The organism is Enterococcus sp., assembly GCF_032555305.1.
Lineage (GTDB): Bacteria > Bacillota > Bacilli > Lactobacillales > Enterococcaceae > Enterococcus_A.
Genome location: NZ_JAWGOQ010000032.1, coordinates 12,978 through 30,145, shown reverse-complemented (window position 1 = coordinate 30,145; position 17,168 = coordinate 12,978). Strand labels below are relative to the sequence as shown.

Below are 17,168 nucleotides of genomic sequence, written 5' to 3'. Positions count from 1 at the left end.
CTTCCTCCTCTTATCTTGGTAATAATTTGGTTCTGTAATTCAGTGACGCAACAAAAACAACGGCTAGAAACATCACTCCTTTAATCAATTGTGTCATTCCAAATGAAGCCCCCAAGACTAAAAGGACTTGATTAAGCACCGTGATCGACAGTCCTCCTACGATAGAAGCGCCAATCTTACTTCTAGCTCCGCCTGAAACAGACATCCCTCCGAAAACAATCGCGATCAAGACGTCCATTCCGATTGATCCCCCAGTTGATTTACTTAGTGTTGGGGCTCTCAATATAGTTAGAAAAGCGGCTAAACCAACACCTACTCCTGAAAAGCAGAAGGAGTAAATGGTTTGTTTCACGATTGAAATTCCTGTCTGACTTCCAGCTACCGGATTACTGCCCAAAAATTTATTCTTTCTACCCACTGCAGTTTTGTTAAAAAGATAAAACGCTATAGCAAAAAAGCCAATTAATATCACCAGTTTAACGACCAAATTATCAATTGCCATCGTTGAACCTGCTAAACTAATATTGGTATTGCCATCTAGAATGATATCCACTAAGGAAGTCAGGATACTCAACATGGCGATCGTAGAAACGAATGCCGGCAAATTAAAAATTGCTGATAATAAAGAATTCACCATGCCGACCACTCCCCCTGCAAAAATACAGGAAAGAAACATAAGCCCAAAGGATTCCGTTTCATTAAAGACCATCACACCAAGCATGCCGCTAACAGCCATTGATGCTCCTAATGAAATATCAAATGACCCTAATGAAAAGATAAACACAGCGCCAATCGCTACCACAGTCAGAATGACCGACTGATTAATGAGAATTTCTAAATTGTAAAAAGAAATATTGCCGCCTGTGACGCTAAAATAAGCAATAAATAAACCGATCAGCCCAATAAAAGGAGCGCTTTCAAAAATTTTCTTTCTATTTAAACGCTTTTTTCGTGGTTCAACTTCCACATTTTTAAATATAGGTTTCTCCATCCTCAACTTCTCCTTTCTAAATCATGTATTGAATCACTTCAGTATCTAGTAAAGTTTTTGAACGTAAGAATTCGTGATTGATTTCGCCATTTTTCATGATTAGAATGCGATCACTCATTCCCAATAGCTCTGGCAGTTCCTCGGAAATTAACAGAATACTTTTCCCTTCCCGCTTCATTTCTTCCATTAGTCGATACATGGCTGCCTTAACACCAATATCGATCCCCCGTGTGGGACAATCTAGAATCAAAATGTCACAATCACGAGCTAGCCATTTTCCAAAAACCACTTTCTGTTTATTGCCACCAGAAAGAAATTGTACCTCCTGCTCTCGACTAGGTGTTTTGATAGCTAAGTCTTCAATTTGCTGATCAACATAGCTTCTTTCTTTTTTTGTACTGATAAATCCAAACCTGCCTGTTAAAATATCTGTGCCACCAATTGCAATATTATCCTTCACCGATGATTTGAGCGCTAATGCCTCGTGGTCCCGATTCTTTGAAACATAACCGATTTTTGCTTTTATCGCGTCCTTTGTCGATTTGATTTCACTTTTCTTCGAAATTGCTCTGATGCGTCCAGAATCTTTTTCCAAAAATCCGAATAGCAACTTCCCTAGTTCATGCATTCCACAATGAGATAGACCACCGATCCCCAAAATTTCGCCTCGATGAAGCTCAAGAGTTATATTTTTCACTTTGTTCTTATATACTAGCTCTTCGCAGTTTATTAGTATTTCATCTTGATAAGTTGGGATAAAATCCTCGCGGTAATACGCTCCAGTCAGTTCACGACCCACCATCAAATTCTTGATTTTGTTCTCATCAAACTCATCTTTACTTAATACATCAACCAAATGACCATCTCGTAAAACAATCAGTTGATCACAATGCTCAATTAGTTCCTCCAAGTCATGAGAGATGAATATACTTGCTTTGTTTTCCAGCTTCTGTTTCTCCATTTGTTGATAAATAAAATCCCGTCCTTGCTGAGATAGAGCTGTTGTTGTTTCATCAACAATCAATACTTCTGGCTCTTTCATCAAGACCTTGACAACTTCAATGAGTTTGCGCTCTTCTTGGCTATAGTGATCAATCAAGTTCATTGCCGTTATTTCCGACAGTTTGTAGCTATCCAAGATTTCTTGTGCAGCTTCAAACATTTTCTTCTTTGAAATGATTTCTCCTTTGTTAAACAATTTCAGGTTCCCTAAAAAAATATTTTCTGCCACAGTGATCCCCGAGATCGTCCCTTCCTCCTGCACGATCATACCAATTCCCTTTTCCAAAGCATCTACCATGTTCGTAGGCTGGTACTCTTCATTATGTAATTTCAAACTACCTGTAGTCGGTGAAATAATTCCTGAAAAGATCGAAGAAATCGTACTTTTTCCAGAACCATTTTCACCAATTAGCCCAATGGTTTTCCCCGACTCGATTTGAATAGACACATCATTCAATGCGGTAACATCTCCAAATTTTTTGGTAATATGCTTTGCACTTAGTAATTGTCGTTGCTCCATTTTTATCACCTCTTTCGCTTAAAAGAATAAGCGATTTCAGAATCCGTTTACATGGATTAATTTAGAATTGCTCATGGAAAAATTTGGAAGATGAACTTTATCGAATGAAAAATAAAAAAACCACCATAAAGCTAGAACAAGCTTTACGATGGATCTTATTAATGATAAATCAGTTTCAATTCTTCGTCTCTCAGTTGATACTGCTGGATAACTTCATCCGCTGTCAAATTCCCTGTAAAAAAATCGAGCAGCAATTCCGGTAAAACGTCTACTTTGTAATCCATTTGTTGTTCATAAATGATTCTTTCGGGTTTAATTTCAGCAGTTTTCAAGATACCTGGCTGTTCTCTAGTAGATTCTTTTTTTTCAATCTTCTCTTTATAATATTCTTCAAAAAAAAGTTTACAGAGTTTGATCTCTTTTGATTTTTTATTGATATACAGTGAGGATGGTAGCATGTAAATATATTGATTGCCTTGATTAGGGAAAGGAAAGAAGCCTATATCCTCCTCGCTCACCACATGATTAGTCGTCAAATAATTTCTGAAGCTGTATTGCCCTAAGAGATGTGTACTATTTTTATTTCCGAAATCATTCAACCCCATCGATAGGCTCATAGTAAGCAAATTAGGACTCAAAAATTCGTTAGCCCTTAATTGATCAATTTTTTTTAAGATATCTCGGTATTGTTCAATATTGTCTGATGTTGAATTGGCATACTCCGCGACATACCAATAATACTGTGTCAGCCATTGGTCCTTAAATGGCGTTAGAAGCGGAACTATATTATTGTTTTTAAGTGCTTGTAAATTATTTACAAAGCTTTCCCAATCCTTCGGTATAGAGAGATTTAACTTGTCATAGATATCCTTCCGATAGATGAACCCAATCGCGTCCGCATTATCAAGAGGCAATCCATATATTTCATTTTCTACAGAAACCGCCTGACGATAACTTTCAATATACTGATTAACATACGCTTCTCCGGATAAATCGTAAAAATACTCCCGTGGATCGAGCGCTTTAAATAACCCGCCACTGCTAAACAATAAAATATCCGGCGCATTGCTCGTTAATAACTCTGTCATCACTTCGTTTTCACCAGCAATTCCGGAGGGTCGTTTAGCAACTTCAACGTCTACCTTGTACTTAGTTGAAAAAGTATCAATGAAATTTAAAAAATCATTGGTAACCAACCCTGCATCCACAGAAATGATAAAGTCAGGTTTGACTATTTGCGGACTTTTCTCCTGAGATTTCTGATTGCTGGTGCAACCAGTAAAAAGTAGTAGGCTACTCAGTATCAACAGAATCCCCCAGGTTTCGTATCTCCTCTTGAAAAAATGAGGGACTTTTCCCAAAATGCTTTTTGAAAACCTTACTAAAATAAAGTGCATCCTTATATCCCACCTCTTCAGCGATCTGTTTCAAACTTTTAAAGGGCGATTGTCTGATTTTTAGTATCGCCTGTTCCATTCTCACGTGTAGCAGAAATTCTTTGAATGTTTGTTGTTTATACTTTTTAAATAAGTCATTAATAGATGCCATAGATATCCCAAAATGATCGCTAATCAAGGTCAAATTCAAATCAAAGCGATCAAAATTCTGAACAACAAATTTTTCGACTAGTTTGTAAAATTCATAAGAGTCAATTTTCTCAGGAAATTGCTTTGATTGTTCTAAAAAGTGGTCAATTAATTGGTCAAAATCTTGAAGGATATCCGTTAACGTAACACTCGATAGGATAATTTCTTCAAAAATACTGGGATTGATTTGTTTCTTATCCTCCAAATGTTGATTCATAAAAGCTAGAAGTTGATTTCCTCGATTTAACACCTGACGGGTGGTTAGGATATCTATTTTTTCCCGAACGATTGACTTTAAATACTTCTCTAAGTCAACCCATTGGCCTTTTACATAGGCTTCTTGTAATTTTACTGATACGATTGACCAATCCAAAATGTCTTCTTGAGAGATCAAATTATCTTTCAGTGTATTCAAGTTCAGCACTTCTTGAGTCCCCAGTCGATGAGTGAACTCTACCGTGCGAAACATCTTACTGTAAGCACTATTTAACTGCGAAAGAGAAAATGGATTAACTGAATATACCAGTACATACGCATTTTTCTCAAAACTACTTCTAATTTGTTCCATTACTTGTTTCAACTGATCAGATTCTTTCAAGATTAAAACAAATTCGTTTCTTTTTCGACCATTAAGAACAAACCTATGGGTATTCTCCAACAGATAAATTTCATGTTCAATTTCATCATGATCAAAGACAACCATCCCATTATAAGACCCAAAATGCAGGGTCAAAATCCGGTACCGATTTAACCAGTCCTCTTTCATTGAAAACGTACTTTTGATTGCCTTTTCCAAAAGTTTTTTTTCATATTCACGTTTTTTCTTTTCTCGCCTTTCACTTATTCGATTGAGAACCTCTGTCATTTTGTCCAGTTGAACGGGTTTTAAAAGGTATTCTTCGACGCCGAATCGCATGGCCTTTTGTGCAAAGGAAAATTCCTGAAAACCGCTTAATATGACAACATCTAAATCCAAGTTTTCTTGATAAATATATTCTGATAACTCCAGACCATCCATTAGAGGCATCTTAATATCTGTGATAACCATATCTATTTCTGAATGATTTTCGAGTATTTCTTTGGCCGCCAATCCATTTCTTGCTTTTCCAACAATTTGGACCTCGATGGGGATTCGTTCAATCATTTTTTCTAAAATTGCTAAAGCAGCTGGCTCATCTTCTACTAGAAGCAGATTCATTTATACACCCCCTCCTTCTCTTTGTATAAGAATATCTTTGTTCCATTTTCAGAGGATTCGATCAAAAGATTGAATCTTTTCCCGTAAAATAAGCGTAAACGTGCATACGTATTAATGATTCCAAGCCCACCGATTTCGAAATCCAACTGATTCAACGAAGCATGTCTGTCCAAGGTATCCTGGATTTCTGTAATTTTCCGCTCTAAATACTGAATCTTTGCTTCAGATATTCCTGGACCGTCATCAAAAATAGCAATTCGCCATTCTTCAGTTGCTGAATCACTTATGATGATCTGAATCTTAACGGACTCTTTTCCTGCATCAAAACTATACTTAATACTGTTTTCAACAAAAATTTGCAGAACCAATTTAGGGATGCTAACTCTTTTGAACTGCTCCGGTAAATCAACCTGATAATCAAGCATATCCTGATACCTTTTTTGCATTAACAGTAAATAGTTTTTAACATGAGAAACCTCTTGCTCCAGCGTAGCCTGCTTCTCAACATTTGAAGTTGAATACCGTAGCATCTCCGTGATTCCTTGAGCGATTTCTACCGTATCGGTATCCTCGTATTCGATTCCCTTATACGCAACGATATTCATAATATTATAAATGAAATGAGGATCGATCTGTGCTTGCAGAACTTCCATATTCGCTTCAAATTGTTTTCGTTGCGCAATTAATTCGTTTTCAATGGATTGATTCAGTCGATGCTTTAAACCGTTATAGGAATCTGATAATGCAGCAATTTCATCCTCCTCTGATTTGATTGAACTACTCACAGGCAAGTTTCCGATATTAACCGCTTCCATCTCTTTTTTTAGTTCTACAAGAGGATTTAAAATCTTGTTCAATTGGCGCTTAAAGACGAAATACATAAGAAATAGCAGAACCACACTAATTGAGACAATGTAAAAAGATGTGTTCCACATTGAGTTGTTAATCGCCGTAAGTTCTTGAAAAGCAATTATTCGATGTCCATTTTCTAACGAATTCTCATATACCAAAGAACCATTATAGGTTCGTTCAGTTGTTTTTTTCTGTATATATTTTTGTAATTTAGTCAAATCTCCGCTTTTCGAATAAGCAATAGTCCGATTCTGATTGTCCAAGATATAAAAAGACATCTGATTTTCTGTCGATAAATTTAACAATTGGTCAAGTTTCTCCTGCTCATCTTCGACTTGTATGTACACATTTTCCTGATTGGAATACTTTACCTCTCGAGTATAAGAAAACAAATACTTCTCTGTATTCCCCCAAATATCCTGATAATTCGGAAATACATAAATTCCTCCAAAACTGTCACTGTTGGACAAAATGACCTTCATTTTTTGAACTGCATCCTTGTTAAAACTTGAGAGAGTAATGTCATTCGTCAAAAAGTCGTTTCTTGTAGTAATCACATTTACGCGATAAAAGTCAGATAAATTTGAATAATTACTAATTTTCTCTGTAATATGTCGGTAAGATTTCTCCAATGATAATGTGTTAGTCTCATTTCTATCAATATGACTTAGTGTGAGAATATTGTTTAGAAAATCCTTGTCAGAAAGAATATTTGTTGTAGCCTGTTCATAGGTAGAAAGTTGTAATTCATACTGCTGCTTCACTGTAACAGTATAATTTGATAATGTCGCGTAGGCGTCTTCTCTTATTTTTTTATTATTATAGAGAACAATGCTAATTGAGATCAGGATAAAGAGCAGTACCGAAAGAATAAAGTAGATAAATGCAAGTCTTCTTTTAATGCTCATACGTGGTCTCCTTTGCCTTAGAATGAATCTGTAACCGTCCTTCAACTTTCTGACAGGAACTCTATGTATCCTTATTTCTTTTTCGAAGATAATTTGCTTGATAAGTATATTTTACCATTTATTTAAAAAAAGAATGTGATCAAAAAAACTCCATTGTTCTGATTACTTAACTCTTCATTACTTGTGCGCTTCTTTTTTAACCGTTGATTCCTAGTATTTTTTTATTATTCTACACACCTTATTTTTTCTGTCTAGTCTAGTGTAGCCGATTCACACTTATTACTTTAGAACTTAAATAATATCCCCTCTATTTCTCTTTGTTCTTAAACAGCACTTATAACTGACTAGCTGCCCGCCCTCGATGATCTTCATCTCGATTGTATCCCATTCTTTGTATGCCAGAGGCTTTCAGAATTATAGTGCTTTCACCTTCTTCTCTAGTAATCGTACCCACATCATAGTAGTTTATTTCAGATGGCTCTTCATGGCTCCTCGATCTCGTTTCCCTCATCATCCTCGTAGCTTGAGTAAATGTCACATTACTGATCATTGGAGCTTTCTATATCTGCTTAAAATCTCTGGCACAAACCTGGAATAAAACTTCCCACGTATTACTCAACATTTCCTCCAACCAAAAAAAGAGACGCCAATACCATCAGCCATCTCACAAAAAAATCATTCAGTTTTTAATTTCTCCAAGAATATTACTCAAATCTACCCTATGTGAATCGCTCTTCCCCTTTTAAACCTTTACCAGAAAATCCTTCTCAAACACGCCCTTACTCAGCCGATAGCCGCTGCCCCAAATGGTTTGAAGCATCTCTGGATCAAAGCCCGCGATCTCGAGCTTCATCTTGATCCACTTTATCAAGACAGAAGTCTGGGAGAGATGCGAGTTGTTGGGCTCATCGTTTCTTTTCATAAACCTGTTTTCTATGCCCTGTTGTTAGAGCGAGTACAATTAATTTATCATCGTCAATCTCGTACAACACACGATAGTCTGCTACACGATAACCTCTGAACTCGAATATCTGTAGATAATCTAACTGGACATCCTCTTGTTTCCCCTTCTCATCTAATCAACTGAAAACAACGTTGCTGTATTTACTTGGGTACCTGTTCATTCACTCCCCTCGTGATTTTCTTGTGTATCGAACATTGTTAGTTTCTCCTTTAAACACAAAATAGCTCAATCATCAAATTAAGATGATCGAGCTTCATAGTAATATATATCTGTATGATTATTTGATACTGTACAAACTCTCTTTTACTGTTTTCTTTTTTAATACTTAGAGTTTGGGCTAAAAACTCACTTTGCCAATACTTATTGACCTTCTGGATTGTCCATATTTCATATCTTTCAAATGACCATCTAACTCAGCACTGTTAGTCAATACGACCATAATGTCTGTAGATTTTCCATGATCTGTCAAATATGAACGATTAACCTTTGCCAGTTTAGTGTTACTAGTAACTATTTCACCAGGCTCAACGAATAGTTCAAACGGTTTTCCTTGAAGCTCTACTGTATCAATCCCAATGTGAAGAAGAATTTCTAAATCATGTGAAGTTTTTAACGCTATTGCATGTTTGGTAGGAAAAATACTGATCACCTCTCCGTTAACAGGCGAGAACACTTCATCTTTGTTTGGCTTAACAGCGAAACCTTCCCCCATCATCTTACTCGAAAACACTTTATCAGGAACTGCTTCAATCGGGATAATTTCCCCATCAGTTGGAGAAAATAATTCAATGCTCCTCGATTTCTTCTTAAATAAATGACGCATCTTCTTTCTCCTTTTCCTTTTTTAGTTTTCTTATAACAGCTATGACAACTTCGATAACACTCTATTAATCTTCCTTTTACTTAACATAGCTATCCTATTTTTTAAGATGTCCACTGTATCCTCAGAAACAGAAATCACGTCCTGATCCATAAGACCATCAATTGTCTTGTTCGCTAATTTTTCCTGCTTGTATGGTTTTAATCTAAAATACTCTGGTAAAAACTCTTTTAACAATTGGTAAGTCACAGGAATCTGCATCAACTCATCTATAGTTGATTCCATACTTGGAATGTTAAAATTCTCAAATAGTTCGTAAGTAAACGTATGGGTCCCTGGTATTAAGACAATTTCCACACTTCCATTATTTAACTTACATTCATATCCTGTAAAAAAATCTTCTTTAGTATTGTCTAAAATCAGCGCAGCTTGAGTTGAATGTGGCACACTCACATTAATGTTGATTTTATTATTTTCCTTAAGTAGCCACGCCACAGAAATCTTTCCGTGCTGCGTTTGATAATGTCCTGAAGCACTCTGGAGTCGCCAATTGATTCTCGGATTAATAATAATCCTGTTAAATCCGCAGCTATTGTCTTCTTGTCGTATTCCTAACATGTATTCATACATCCATTGAACAATACTGCCATTCGCATAGTGATTTAATGAATTCATACCCTCGGGATTCATTTGTCCATCTGGAAGAACGGAATTCCACCTTTCCCAAATTGTCGTTGCTCCCATATTGACTGCATAAAGCCAACTTGGACAATCCTCGTTTAATAAGATCGTATAAGCTAATTCATCTTCCTGAAATTTAGACAATGCCAAGCATATCAATGGTGTCCCTACAAAGCCTGTTTTAATTGAATAGTTATCCTGTCGCAATAGGTGCTTGAATTGTCTTAACAAAACTTGCTCTTGCCCTTGTTCAAATAACTCAAAATATAAAAGTAGGGTATACGCTGTTTGTGTGTTGACCACAGATCGTCCATTTTTCGATAGATATTCATCTTGGATCGCTTGCTTAATGTTTTCAGCTAAAATACTAAACTTATCAGCGTCTTGCTCATTTAAAATTGTACATGATCTAGCAACGATTGATGCAGAAACGTAGGAATAGATACTTGCTATCAGTGTTTCTTCCGTTCCACCTACGGCTGAATTTGGATCAGCGCCATCTAAAGCTAACCAATCACCGAATTGAAAGCCTTGATTCCATAAATAATTTGTTGAATGATCTTGAATGTAGGTGATCCATTTTTTCATGCTAGGAAGCTGCTTCCTTAATAATTGTTTATCACCATAAAACTTGTAGAGATTCCACGGCAAGATCGTGCACACATCCCCCCACACCGCTGAACTACTCGTCGTTTCTTCATTGCTGAGTGCAGGAATCGTCATTGGGATCGCTCCATTTTTTCCTTGCTCAACGAGTAAATCCTGAAGATACTTTTTAAAAAATGCCAGACTATTCATATTAAAGGACGCAGTTTGGCTAAATACCTGCGCATCGCCAGTCCAGCCCATTCTTTCATCTCTTTGTGGACAATCCGTCGGTACATCTACAAAGTTGCCTTTTTGGCTCCAAAGCGCATTACTAAAAAGTTGGTTGAGCTTTACATCACTTGTTTCAATTTGACCAGTTGTTTCTATATCTGAATAGATAACTTCACCCTTGAAATTAAGTGATTGGCATTCTTCTAACGTTAGACCTGTAACTTTAACATACCGAAAACCAAAGAAAGTAAATGTTGGTCGAATCTGTTTGACTAATCCATCAGAAACATATGAAAAGGCTGCTTTGGCAAATCTCAAGTTATCTCGATAAAACTGACTATCTTGTAAAATTTCCCCAAATTGAAAAGTCACTTTACGTCCATAGGGCAGATTATTAAGAAAAGACAGCCAACCTACCATGTTTTGCCCCATATCAACAATTAACTCTTGCTGCTGATTCAAATAGATTTTTTGTGGACTTCTCGTCTCCATAATTTTTACTGGCGGGCTTAATCGATCAGATAGATTTTCAAAACTCGAATTGTGAACAAGCATCACACCACTATCATTTTTAGCAATTAGAGTATCATCGCGATCTTCTCCATAATAGATACCACTTGCCAAAATAATTGATGTTTCGCACGACCAGTCTTCATCAGTAAATACAATTTCAGTAGTACCATCTTCATACAAAAGATGCAGTTCAGCTATTAATAAGTAGGAATCGCCATACTTATTTTTTTCACCACCACCAAAACCAAATGTCCCCTTATACCAGCCATCTCCTAAATTGAATGAGAGCTCATTTTCTGTAGTGATCGTTTCCGTCACATCATAGGTCTGAACTTGTTGCCAATAGTGGTAATCATGATAACCAGGAGCGAGAACTTCTACGCCTACTTTCTTTCCATTCAACGTCGCTTCATAAAGTCCCAAACCACACGCATAAAGACGCGCTTGTCGAATAGATTTTTCTATCTTAAATGAGGTTGAAAGGACTGGATGAGTAACCTCTTTGTCTTTAGGTGTAATCCATTGCCCCTTCCATTCTTCATTCATTTTTCCAGTTTCAAACCAAGAATAACCTTTGGCTTCACCGACTCGTATTTCAACAAAATAACGCTGTCGACTTCTTAATGAAAGATCTAGCTCAAACGAACTATCTTCTTTTTTAGTCACAACTCCACTTTCATAAACAACATCACTGAAATCTTCTGTCAAACTAACACGTATTTGTGCCGAATGACTTTGTACTGGTGTTGCACTAATTAATTCGTACGTAATAAACAGATAATCATATTGAAAGCCCAGTGGTTCTTGCATCCCATTGATCTGGATTGATGATATCTCCATATCAATTCTCTCCTAACGCAACATCAACTGCTTCATTTTTTTCATTCCCAGTTTCTTTATCCGTTCCAAAAAAATACGTCAATGCAAAACCGAGAACCAACCCTAAAACATTTGCGGCAATGGCACCATAAAAACCATAATCAATTCCAGCAGGATTCATGTAGCCAAATATTCCAAAAATACCTGCGACCGATGCTGACACCCAAGTACTAGTTCCCCAAATCGCGGGAAGTACGGATGCCAAACTTGCTGCAATAATTGCTGTTATCAACGGTTTTTTCTTAGGTACCAAAACACCATATAATGCAGGTTCACTCACTCCTAAGAAACAGGAAATAGCGGTCGATATAGATAACGATTTCGTTTTGCTCTCTTTCGCTCTCATGGCAACTGCCAATACCGCTCCTGCCATCGCCATTTGATTTGCAATTAAAATTCCTCCTAATGGCGCATGCCCTAATGTTGAGAACTGAATCATTAAGACGGTAATTCCAGCCCAATGAAGACCAAGCATCACCAGTAAAATCCACGGACCACCAAGAAGCAGCCCAGTCAATGCAGGACTAAAATTATAAATTGCTTGAATCCCATTTGCTAGCATTTGCGTTAACCAAGAAATAACCGGTCCAAATACTAATAAAGTAATCGGAGCAACAACGACTAACACAATCGCTGGAACAACAAAAAATTTCACAATTTCCGGAATCACTTTCTTTAACCAATTTTCCAATTTAGCCGCTAAAAAGGCCGCTACGATCGCAGGAAAAACAGAACTAGTATAATTAACAACATTCATCGGCAAACCTGCAAATCTTATCGTAGAATCAGCCATTTCAATAATTGTTGGATAGACTAGGCTAGCACCTAGGACAGCACCTAGCCACATATTTCCTTTAAAGTATTTGCTGGCGCTTGCTCCTAAAATAACTGGGAAGAAGTAAAACATCGAATCCGCGATTGCACTAAGAACTAGATAAGTTCCCCCAGACGTATTTAGGATACCAGTCAAGCTAAGTAACGTCAGAACGCCCTTTATTAATCCAGATCCGGCTAATACTGAGATGACTGGCAAAAAGATACCTGATAACATACTTGTTAATCGATCAATTGGCGATTTTTTTTCTAACTCTTTATCATTGTTACTACTTTTTTCTTCAACCATTTCATGTCCCAAAAGTTTTTGGACTTCTTCGTACATTTTTGAAACTTTCGGTCCAATAACTACTTGGTACTGCCCACCCTGTTGCAAAACTGACATGACGTCATCAAGTTTTTCAATTTCCGATGTATTTGCAATAGTTTCATCTTTTAATACGAAGCGAAGACGAGTGACACAATGCGTCAGTAATTTAACATTTTTTGCACCGCCAACATTCTCTACAATCTCTTTTGCGGTCTTTTCCATGATGATCCCTCCATTTATGCTACCTATCAAAAACAGTCTAGATAGTATTTCTATGAACTAATCATACAACCGTTTGAAAAGGGTTACAATATCAGTAACTTTCATCTTGACTAGCGAAAACAAACATCATAAACTAATGATACGGAGGATTAATCTAATGAATATTTCGGACAATCTCTTTAAGCTATCAGACCAAGAATCAAGAAATCGCGAAAAAAAAGGAAATAAAGAATTGGATTTTACTTTACCTCCTTTTTATATTGACACAGAGAAGTACTTTAATCTTCATGGAACGAACTATTATCTCTCTGTCCACCAGCGTTATAGTCCTGTACAGCTTCATACCCATGCTACTTCTGAAGTGAATTATATTTACAGTGGAACCGTTACTCAGTGGATCGATGGAAAAAAATTCATTTTAAAATCAGGAGATGTTGTAGTATTGGATCAATTAGTCCCTCACGCAATTGAAACAACTGGTGAAGAGGATATTATGATCAACTTACAAATGTTTGAGTCTTTTTTTTCCGGGAATTTTATTAAACAATTTACCAGCGAATCGACCATTGCTTCTACTTTCTTTTCTTTACTTGAAGAAAAGAATCAAATGAATTTCCTTGTTTTCCATACAAATGAAAATGATCTGATTAAACAAACAGTTGATAATATGTTGAAAGAACACTTTCAACCTCAAGCAGGCTCCTCAGAAATGATGCAAGCATATATGATCATCTTCTTTGGCGAGCTATTAAGATCTACCGACTTCTATATCAATAAAGAGTACTTAGATTTGGGGAGCTACAGTTATATACCAGATATTTTGAAATATATTGAAGACAATTATAAGGTTGGATCTTTAAAAACCGCTGCAGAAGATTTCTCAATTTCAACTATTCATTTATCTCGATTATTAAAAAAATATGTCGGAAAAACATTTAAGCAACTCGTTCATGAAAAACGAGTTGCTGCTGCACATGCATTATTACTTTCAACAGATCTTCCAATATACGAAATTGCCGAAGAAGTTGGTTACAGTAATCTGAATATTTTTAATCAAAAGTTCAAGGAGACTTATCAAATGTTACCAGGACAATTGAGATTGAAGTAATTTTTAAAAAATTTGTTCAGTAAAAGTATAATGCAAACATTTACCTTTTGATAACTTCTACTAAACTCAAACATCACTAGATAATCTATAATTTTTTCTTAATTGCTACTAGAAATTTCCTTCCTATACTGACTTGGCGTCTTTCCATACTTCTTTTTGAAACAAGCAATAAATGATTTATTGCTTGGAAATCCCACCTCTAATGCAATATCAGAAAGACGTTTCTTCGTATTTGAAACCTCGTATTGGGCATGATTTAATCTAGTTTCAGTCAGATACTTTTTAAAACTCATTTGAGTTCTTTTTTTTATAAGCTTAGAAATGTATGATGGAGAAAAATGGAAATAATTTGATACAGCCTTCAAATTTATATTTTCATTATAATGTTTATAAATAAAAGTCAGTATATGATCAATGCTCACCTCCTCATTGCAAGTCTTCGCAGTATTTTGTTGACTATCCTCTTCCTTCTGAAAGTTTTTTATTAGCAAATAAAAAAAATAAAGTAGCGTGCTTTTAAAAGCTATGTTCTCTATCTCATTATCTTGCTCAAAGTAACGAGCTAGTAATATGTAATATCGGATTAACTCCTGATAATCTTCAAAATTCTCTTTTGTTTGAATTCTTGTTGTATTACATTCAATTTTTGATTGATGAAATTCTGGGATATTCTGTTCAATCACATCACGCTTAATCTGCAACGTTAATTTGCTACAATTCTTTTTTGAAATAAAACTATGAATTTCACTGTAAGGAATCATCACGAAATCGCCATCTGAGATCAAAAATTCATTTCCTTGTATTTGTACAATCTGTTCTCCCGAAAGAATATAAGTAAACTCTAACCAATCATGAAAATGAGAATCTATTACTGTCCCTTTTGAAATAGAATTTCTTATTAATGAAATTGTTTTATTTTTATTCACGGTTCGTCTCACTAACCCTTCAATGTGAAGGTTGGAGTATTGATTTATCTCTTCAAATTTTTTTTCATATATTAATTCATTTTTGAACGAATCAAAGGTAGCATGAGACTTTTTATAAAATGAATCGCTATTTTTTTACTCATAGTATATTTCCTCCTAAGGTAGACAACCAACAATTACAGTATTAAGTATAAAATACTTTTCAAAAAAGATAGACAATAAAAAGCATGCTTCCCGTGAGTGAACCAAAAAAGGAAAGAAGTATTACCGAATTTGGAACGATTTAGTAAGCGTTAATCTTTAGAATTATCATTACTAAGCGCTAGTGTAATCGTTTTCTGAGTTAGTGATCACAAATAAAAGAAAGAGGTTTTTTGAAATGTCAAAAGATATTGAAAGTTTTTCTAGTAAAATCAATGTGTTTGCATCCAAGATTCAAACTAATCGCTACATGCAATCAATAATGTCAGGAATGCTATCTTCCTTGCCAGTCCTTTTTATAGGATCGGTTGCTTCCATAATAAAAAATTTACCCATAACTCCCTATCAAAACTTTTTGACCCACAGTAAAATGAACGTTTTTTTTGATAAGCCCATAACTATAGCTAACAATGTCGTAGCACTCATTGTGGTTTTTAGTATTTCTTATACCTTAGCAAAAAGCTTCAAAAAGAAAATCCCAACAATAAGTGAGTTATTAGCCGGATTTATTTCATTAGTCTCTTTTCTGATCTTAACCCCTTATAACGAAGTATCCGGTGATTTTGGAACAAGTTACTCTCTTCCCATGAATTGGCTGGGAGCACAAGGAATGTTCACTGCAATCATTACAGCGTTTATTTCTTGCAGAATTTTTGTCTTGTTTTATGAAAAGGATTTTAGAATTAAAATGCCAGACAGTGTTCCAGAGTATGTATCAAACTCATTTTCAGCATTGATTCCTGGTCTTTTTATTTTATCACTTTTTAGCATAATTGCCGGGCTCTTTTCATTAACTAGTTTCGAGTCAGTCCATAACTTAATCTACATGCTTGTGCAACAACCGTTAAGCCACTTTGGTTCTGGTATTTGGTCCTTGATGCTCATTTCAATTATTTCACAGCTGTTGTGGCTATTTGGAATTCACGGTGGAATGGTCGTTGTAAGTACAATTTCTGTGGCACTCATGCCTTTAGATATTGCTCAGCTACAAGCGTTCTCTATGGGACAAGCTCTTCCAAATATCACGGGAATGCAATTTTTTTTAATATACACAAATTCCGTTGCCCTTCCAATAACTCTCCTATGCTTATTTTTTGCAAAGAGCAAGAGATATAAAACATTAGGGAAAACTGGAATAATTCCCTCATTATTTGGTATTGATGAACCTATGATTTTTGGGACACCCTTAGTCTTAAACTTTAAATTAGCAATTCCTTTTGTCTTCCAAGGCGCAATTAGTTTAGGTCTAGCGTACATCGTTACTAATTTGAATTTCATTCCGAGGTTAACTGGTGTTTCTGTTCCTACTGGCACACCATTTTTGATAAATGGAATTTTGTCGGGAGGGTGGAAAATAGCACTATTCCAATTCATTCTGTTACTGCTAAGAACAGTGATTTGGTACATTCCATTTAGGAACTTGGATAAAGAAGAATTAGAAGTTGAATCTCTAAATGATAATTAATTTGAAATGAGGATGAAAACATGAAATCTTTTCTTTTAGGAGCAGCAACCGCAGCACATCAAGTAGAAGGCAATAACTACAACAGTGATTGTTGGGCTCAAGAGCAAATGAAATACTCCATTTTTGAAGAACCATCTTTAGATGCAGAAGATCATTATCACAAATACAAAGAGGATATTGACTATCTAAAAGAAAATAATTTGAACTCTTTTAGATTTTCTATCGAATGGGCCAGAATAGAACCCCAGCAGAATTGCTTTTCAGAAGATGAAATTGAGCATTATAAGTCTGTTATTCAGAAACTTACTGTAGTTGCAAAGGATATTTCTCTGGAGAAATAAGAAAAAGAATCACCATCAAAATACGATA

The 17,168-nt window shown here is 35.7% G+C and carries 12 protein-coding genes and 1 pseudogene; 3 read left to right on the top strand and 10 right to left on the bottom strand.

Annotated elements, in window-relative coordinates; translation table 11 throughout:
• Nucleotides 1-10 precede the first annotated feature (10 nt).
• The 9 genes and pseudogenes from E6139_RS18820 to E6139_RS18780 form a co-directional block, all read right to left on the bottom strand.
• Nucleotides 11-991 (bottom strand): ABC transporter permease, encoded by a 981-nt coding sequence (locus E6139_RS18820; RefSeq protein ID WP_316405073.1) that lies wholly within the window; start codon nucleotides 989-991, stop codon nucleotides 11-13.
• Nucleotides 992-1,007: 16 nt separating this feature from the next.
• On the bottom strand, nucleotides 1,008-2,513 hold the full coding sequence (locus E6139_RS18815) for a sugar ABC transporter ATP-binding protein (protein ID WP_316405072.1): 1,506 nt from the start codon (nucleotides 2,511-2,513) through the stop codon (nucleotides 1,008-1,010).
• Nucleotides 2,514-2,671: 158 nt separating this feature from the next.
• Entirely contained in the window at nucleotides 2,672-3,820 is a 1,149-nt protein-coding gene (locus E6139_RS18810) for an ABC transporter substrate-binding protein (protein ID WP_316405071.1), read from the bottom strand.
• Nucleotides 3,807-5,297 carry a response regulator gene (locus E6139_RS18805; RefSeq protein ID WP_316405070.1) on the bottom strand — a complete coding sequence of 497 codons (1,491 nt, stop codon included), beginning with the start codon at nucleotides 5,295-5,297 and terminating at the stop codon, nucleotides 3,807-3,809. The genes E6139_RS18810 and E6139_RS18805 overlap by 14 nt, the downstream gene beginning before the upstream one ends.
• Entirely contained in the window at nucleotides 5,294-7,057 is a 1,764-nt protein-coding gene (locus E6139_RS18800; protein WP_316405069.1) for a sensor histidine kinase, read from the bottom strand. Before E6139_RS18800 ends, E6139_RS18805 begins: the two co-directional genes overlap by 4 nt.
• Before the next feature lie 905 nt (nucleotides 7,058-7,962).
• A pseudogene (locus E6139_RS18795) lies at nucleotides 7,963-8,091 on the bottom strand (type II toxin-antitoxin system RelE family toxin); the annotation flags it as partial.
• Nucleotides 8,092-8,358: 267 nt separating this feature from the next.
• Entirely contained in the window at nucleotides 8,359-8,844 is a 486-nt protein-coding gene (locus E6139_RS18790) for a PTS glucose transporter subunit IIA (RefSeq protein ID WP_316405068.1), read from the bottom strand.
• A 39-nt stretch (nucleotides 8,845-8,883) separates the two neighbouring features.
• Nucleotides 8,884-11,694 carry an alpha-L-rhamnosidase gene (locus E6139_RS18785; RefSeq protein WP_316405067.1) on the bottom strand — a complete coding sequence of 937 codons (2,811 nt, stop codon included), beginning with the start codon at nucleotides 11,692-11,694 and terminating at the stop codon, nucleotides 8,884-8,886.
• A 1-nt stretch (nucleotide 11,695) separates the two neighbouring features.
• Nucleotides 11,696-13,099 (bottom strand): PTS transporter subunit EIIC, encoded by a 1,404-nt coding sequence (locus E6139_RS18780; protein WP_316405066.1) that lies wholly within the window; start codon nucleotides 13,097-13,099, stop codon nucleotides 11,696-11,698.
• A gap of 232 nt (nucleotides 13,100-13,331) precedes the next feature.
• On the opposite strand from E6139_RS18780, the gene E6139_RS18775 reads away from it, so the two are divergent.
• Nucleotides 13,332-14,207: an AraC family transcriptional regulator gene (locus tag E6139_RS18775; RefSeq protein ID WP_316405065.1), complete on the top strand. Its 876-nt coding sequence runs from the start codon at nucleotides 13,332-13,334 to the stop codon at nucleotides 14,205-14,207.
• Between the two features lie 98 nt (nucleotides 14,208-14,305).
• Here the strand turns inward: E6139_RS18775 and E6139_RS18770 are convergent, their stop codons facing one another.
• Complete coding sequence (locus tag E6139_RS18770) at nucleotides 14,306-15,133, bottom strand: AraC family transcriptional regulator (RefSeq protein WP_316405064.1); 828 nt, start codon at nucleotides 15,131-15,133, stop codon at nucleotides 14,306-14,308.
• Nucleotides 15,134-15,512: 379 nt separating this feature from the next.
• Here E6139_RS18770 and E6139_RS18765 point away from each other — a divergent pair, with 379 nt between their 5' ends.
• Nucleotides 15,513-16,799 carry a PTS sugar transporter subunit IIC gene (locus E6139_RS18765; RefSeq protein ID WP_316405063.1) on the top strand — a complete coding sequence of 429 codons (1,287 nt, stop codon included), beginning with the start codon at nucleotides 15,513-15,515 and terminating at the stop codon, nucleotides 16,797-16,799.
• Nucleotides 16,800-16,819: 20 nt separating this feature from the next.
• Nucleotides 16,820-17,140, top strand: a complete 321-nt coding sequence (locus E6139_RS18760) for a family 1 glycosylhydrolase (protein ID WP_316405062.1) — start codon at nucleotides 16,820-16,822, stop codon at nucleotides 17,138-17,140.
• The last annotated feature ends 28 nt before the right edge of the window (nucleotides 17,141-17,168 follow it).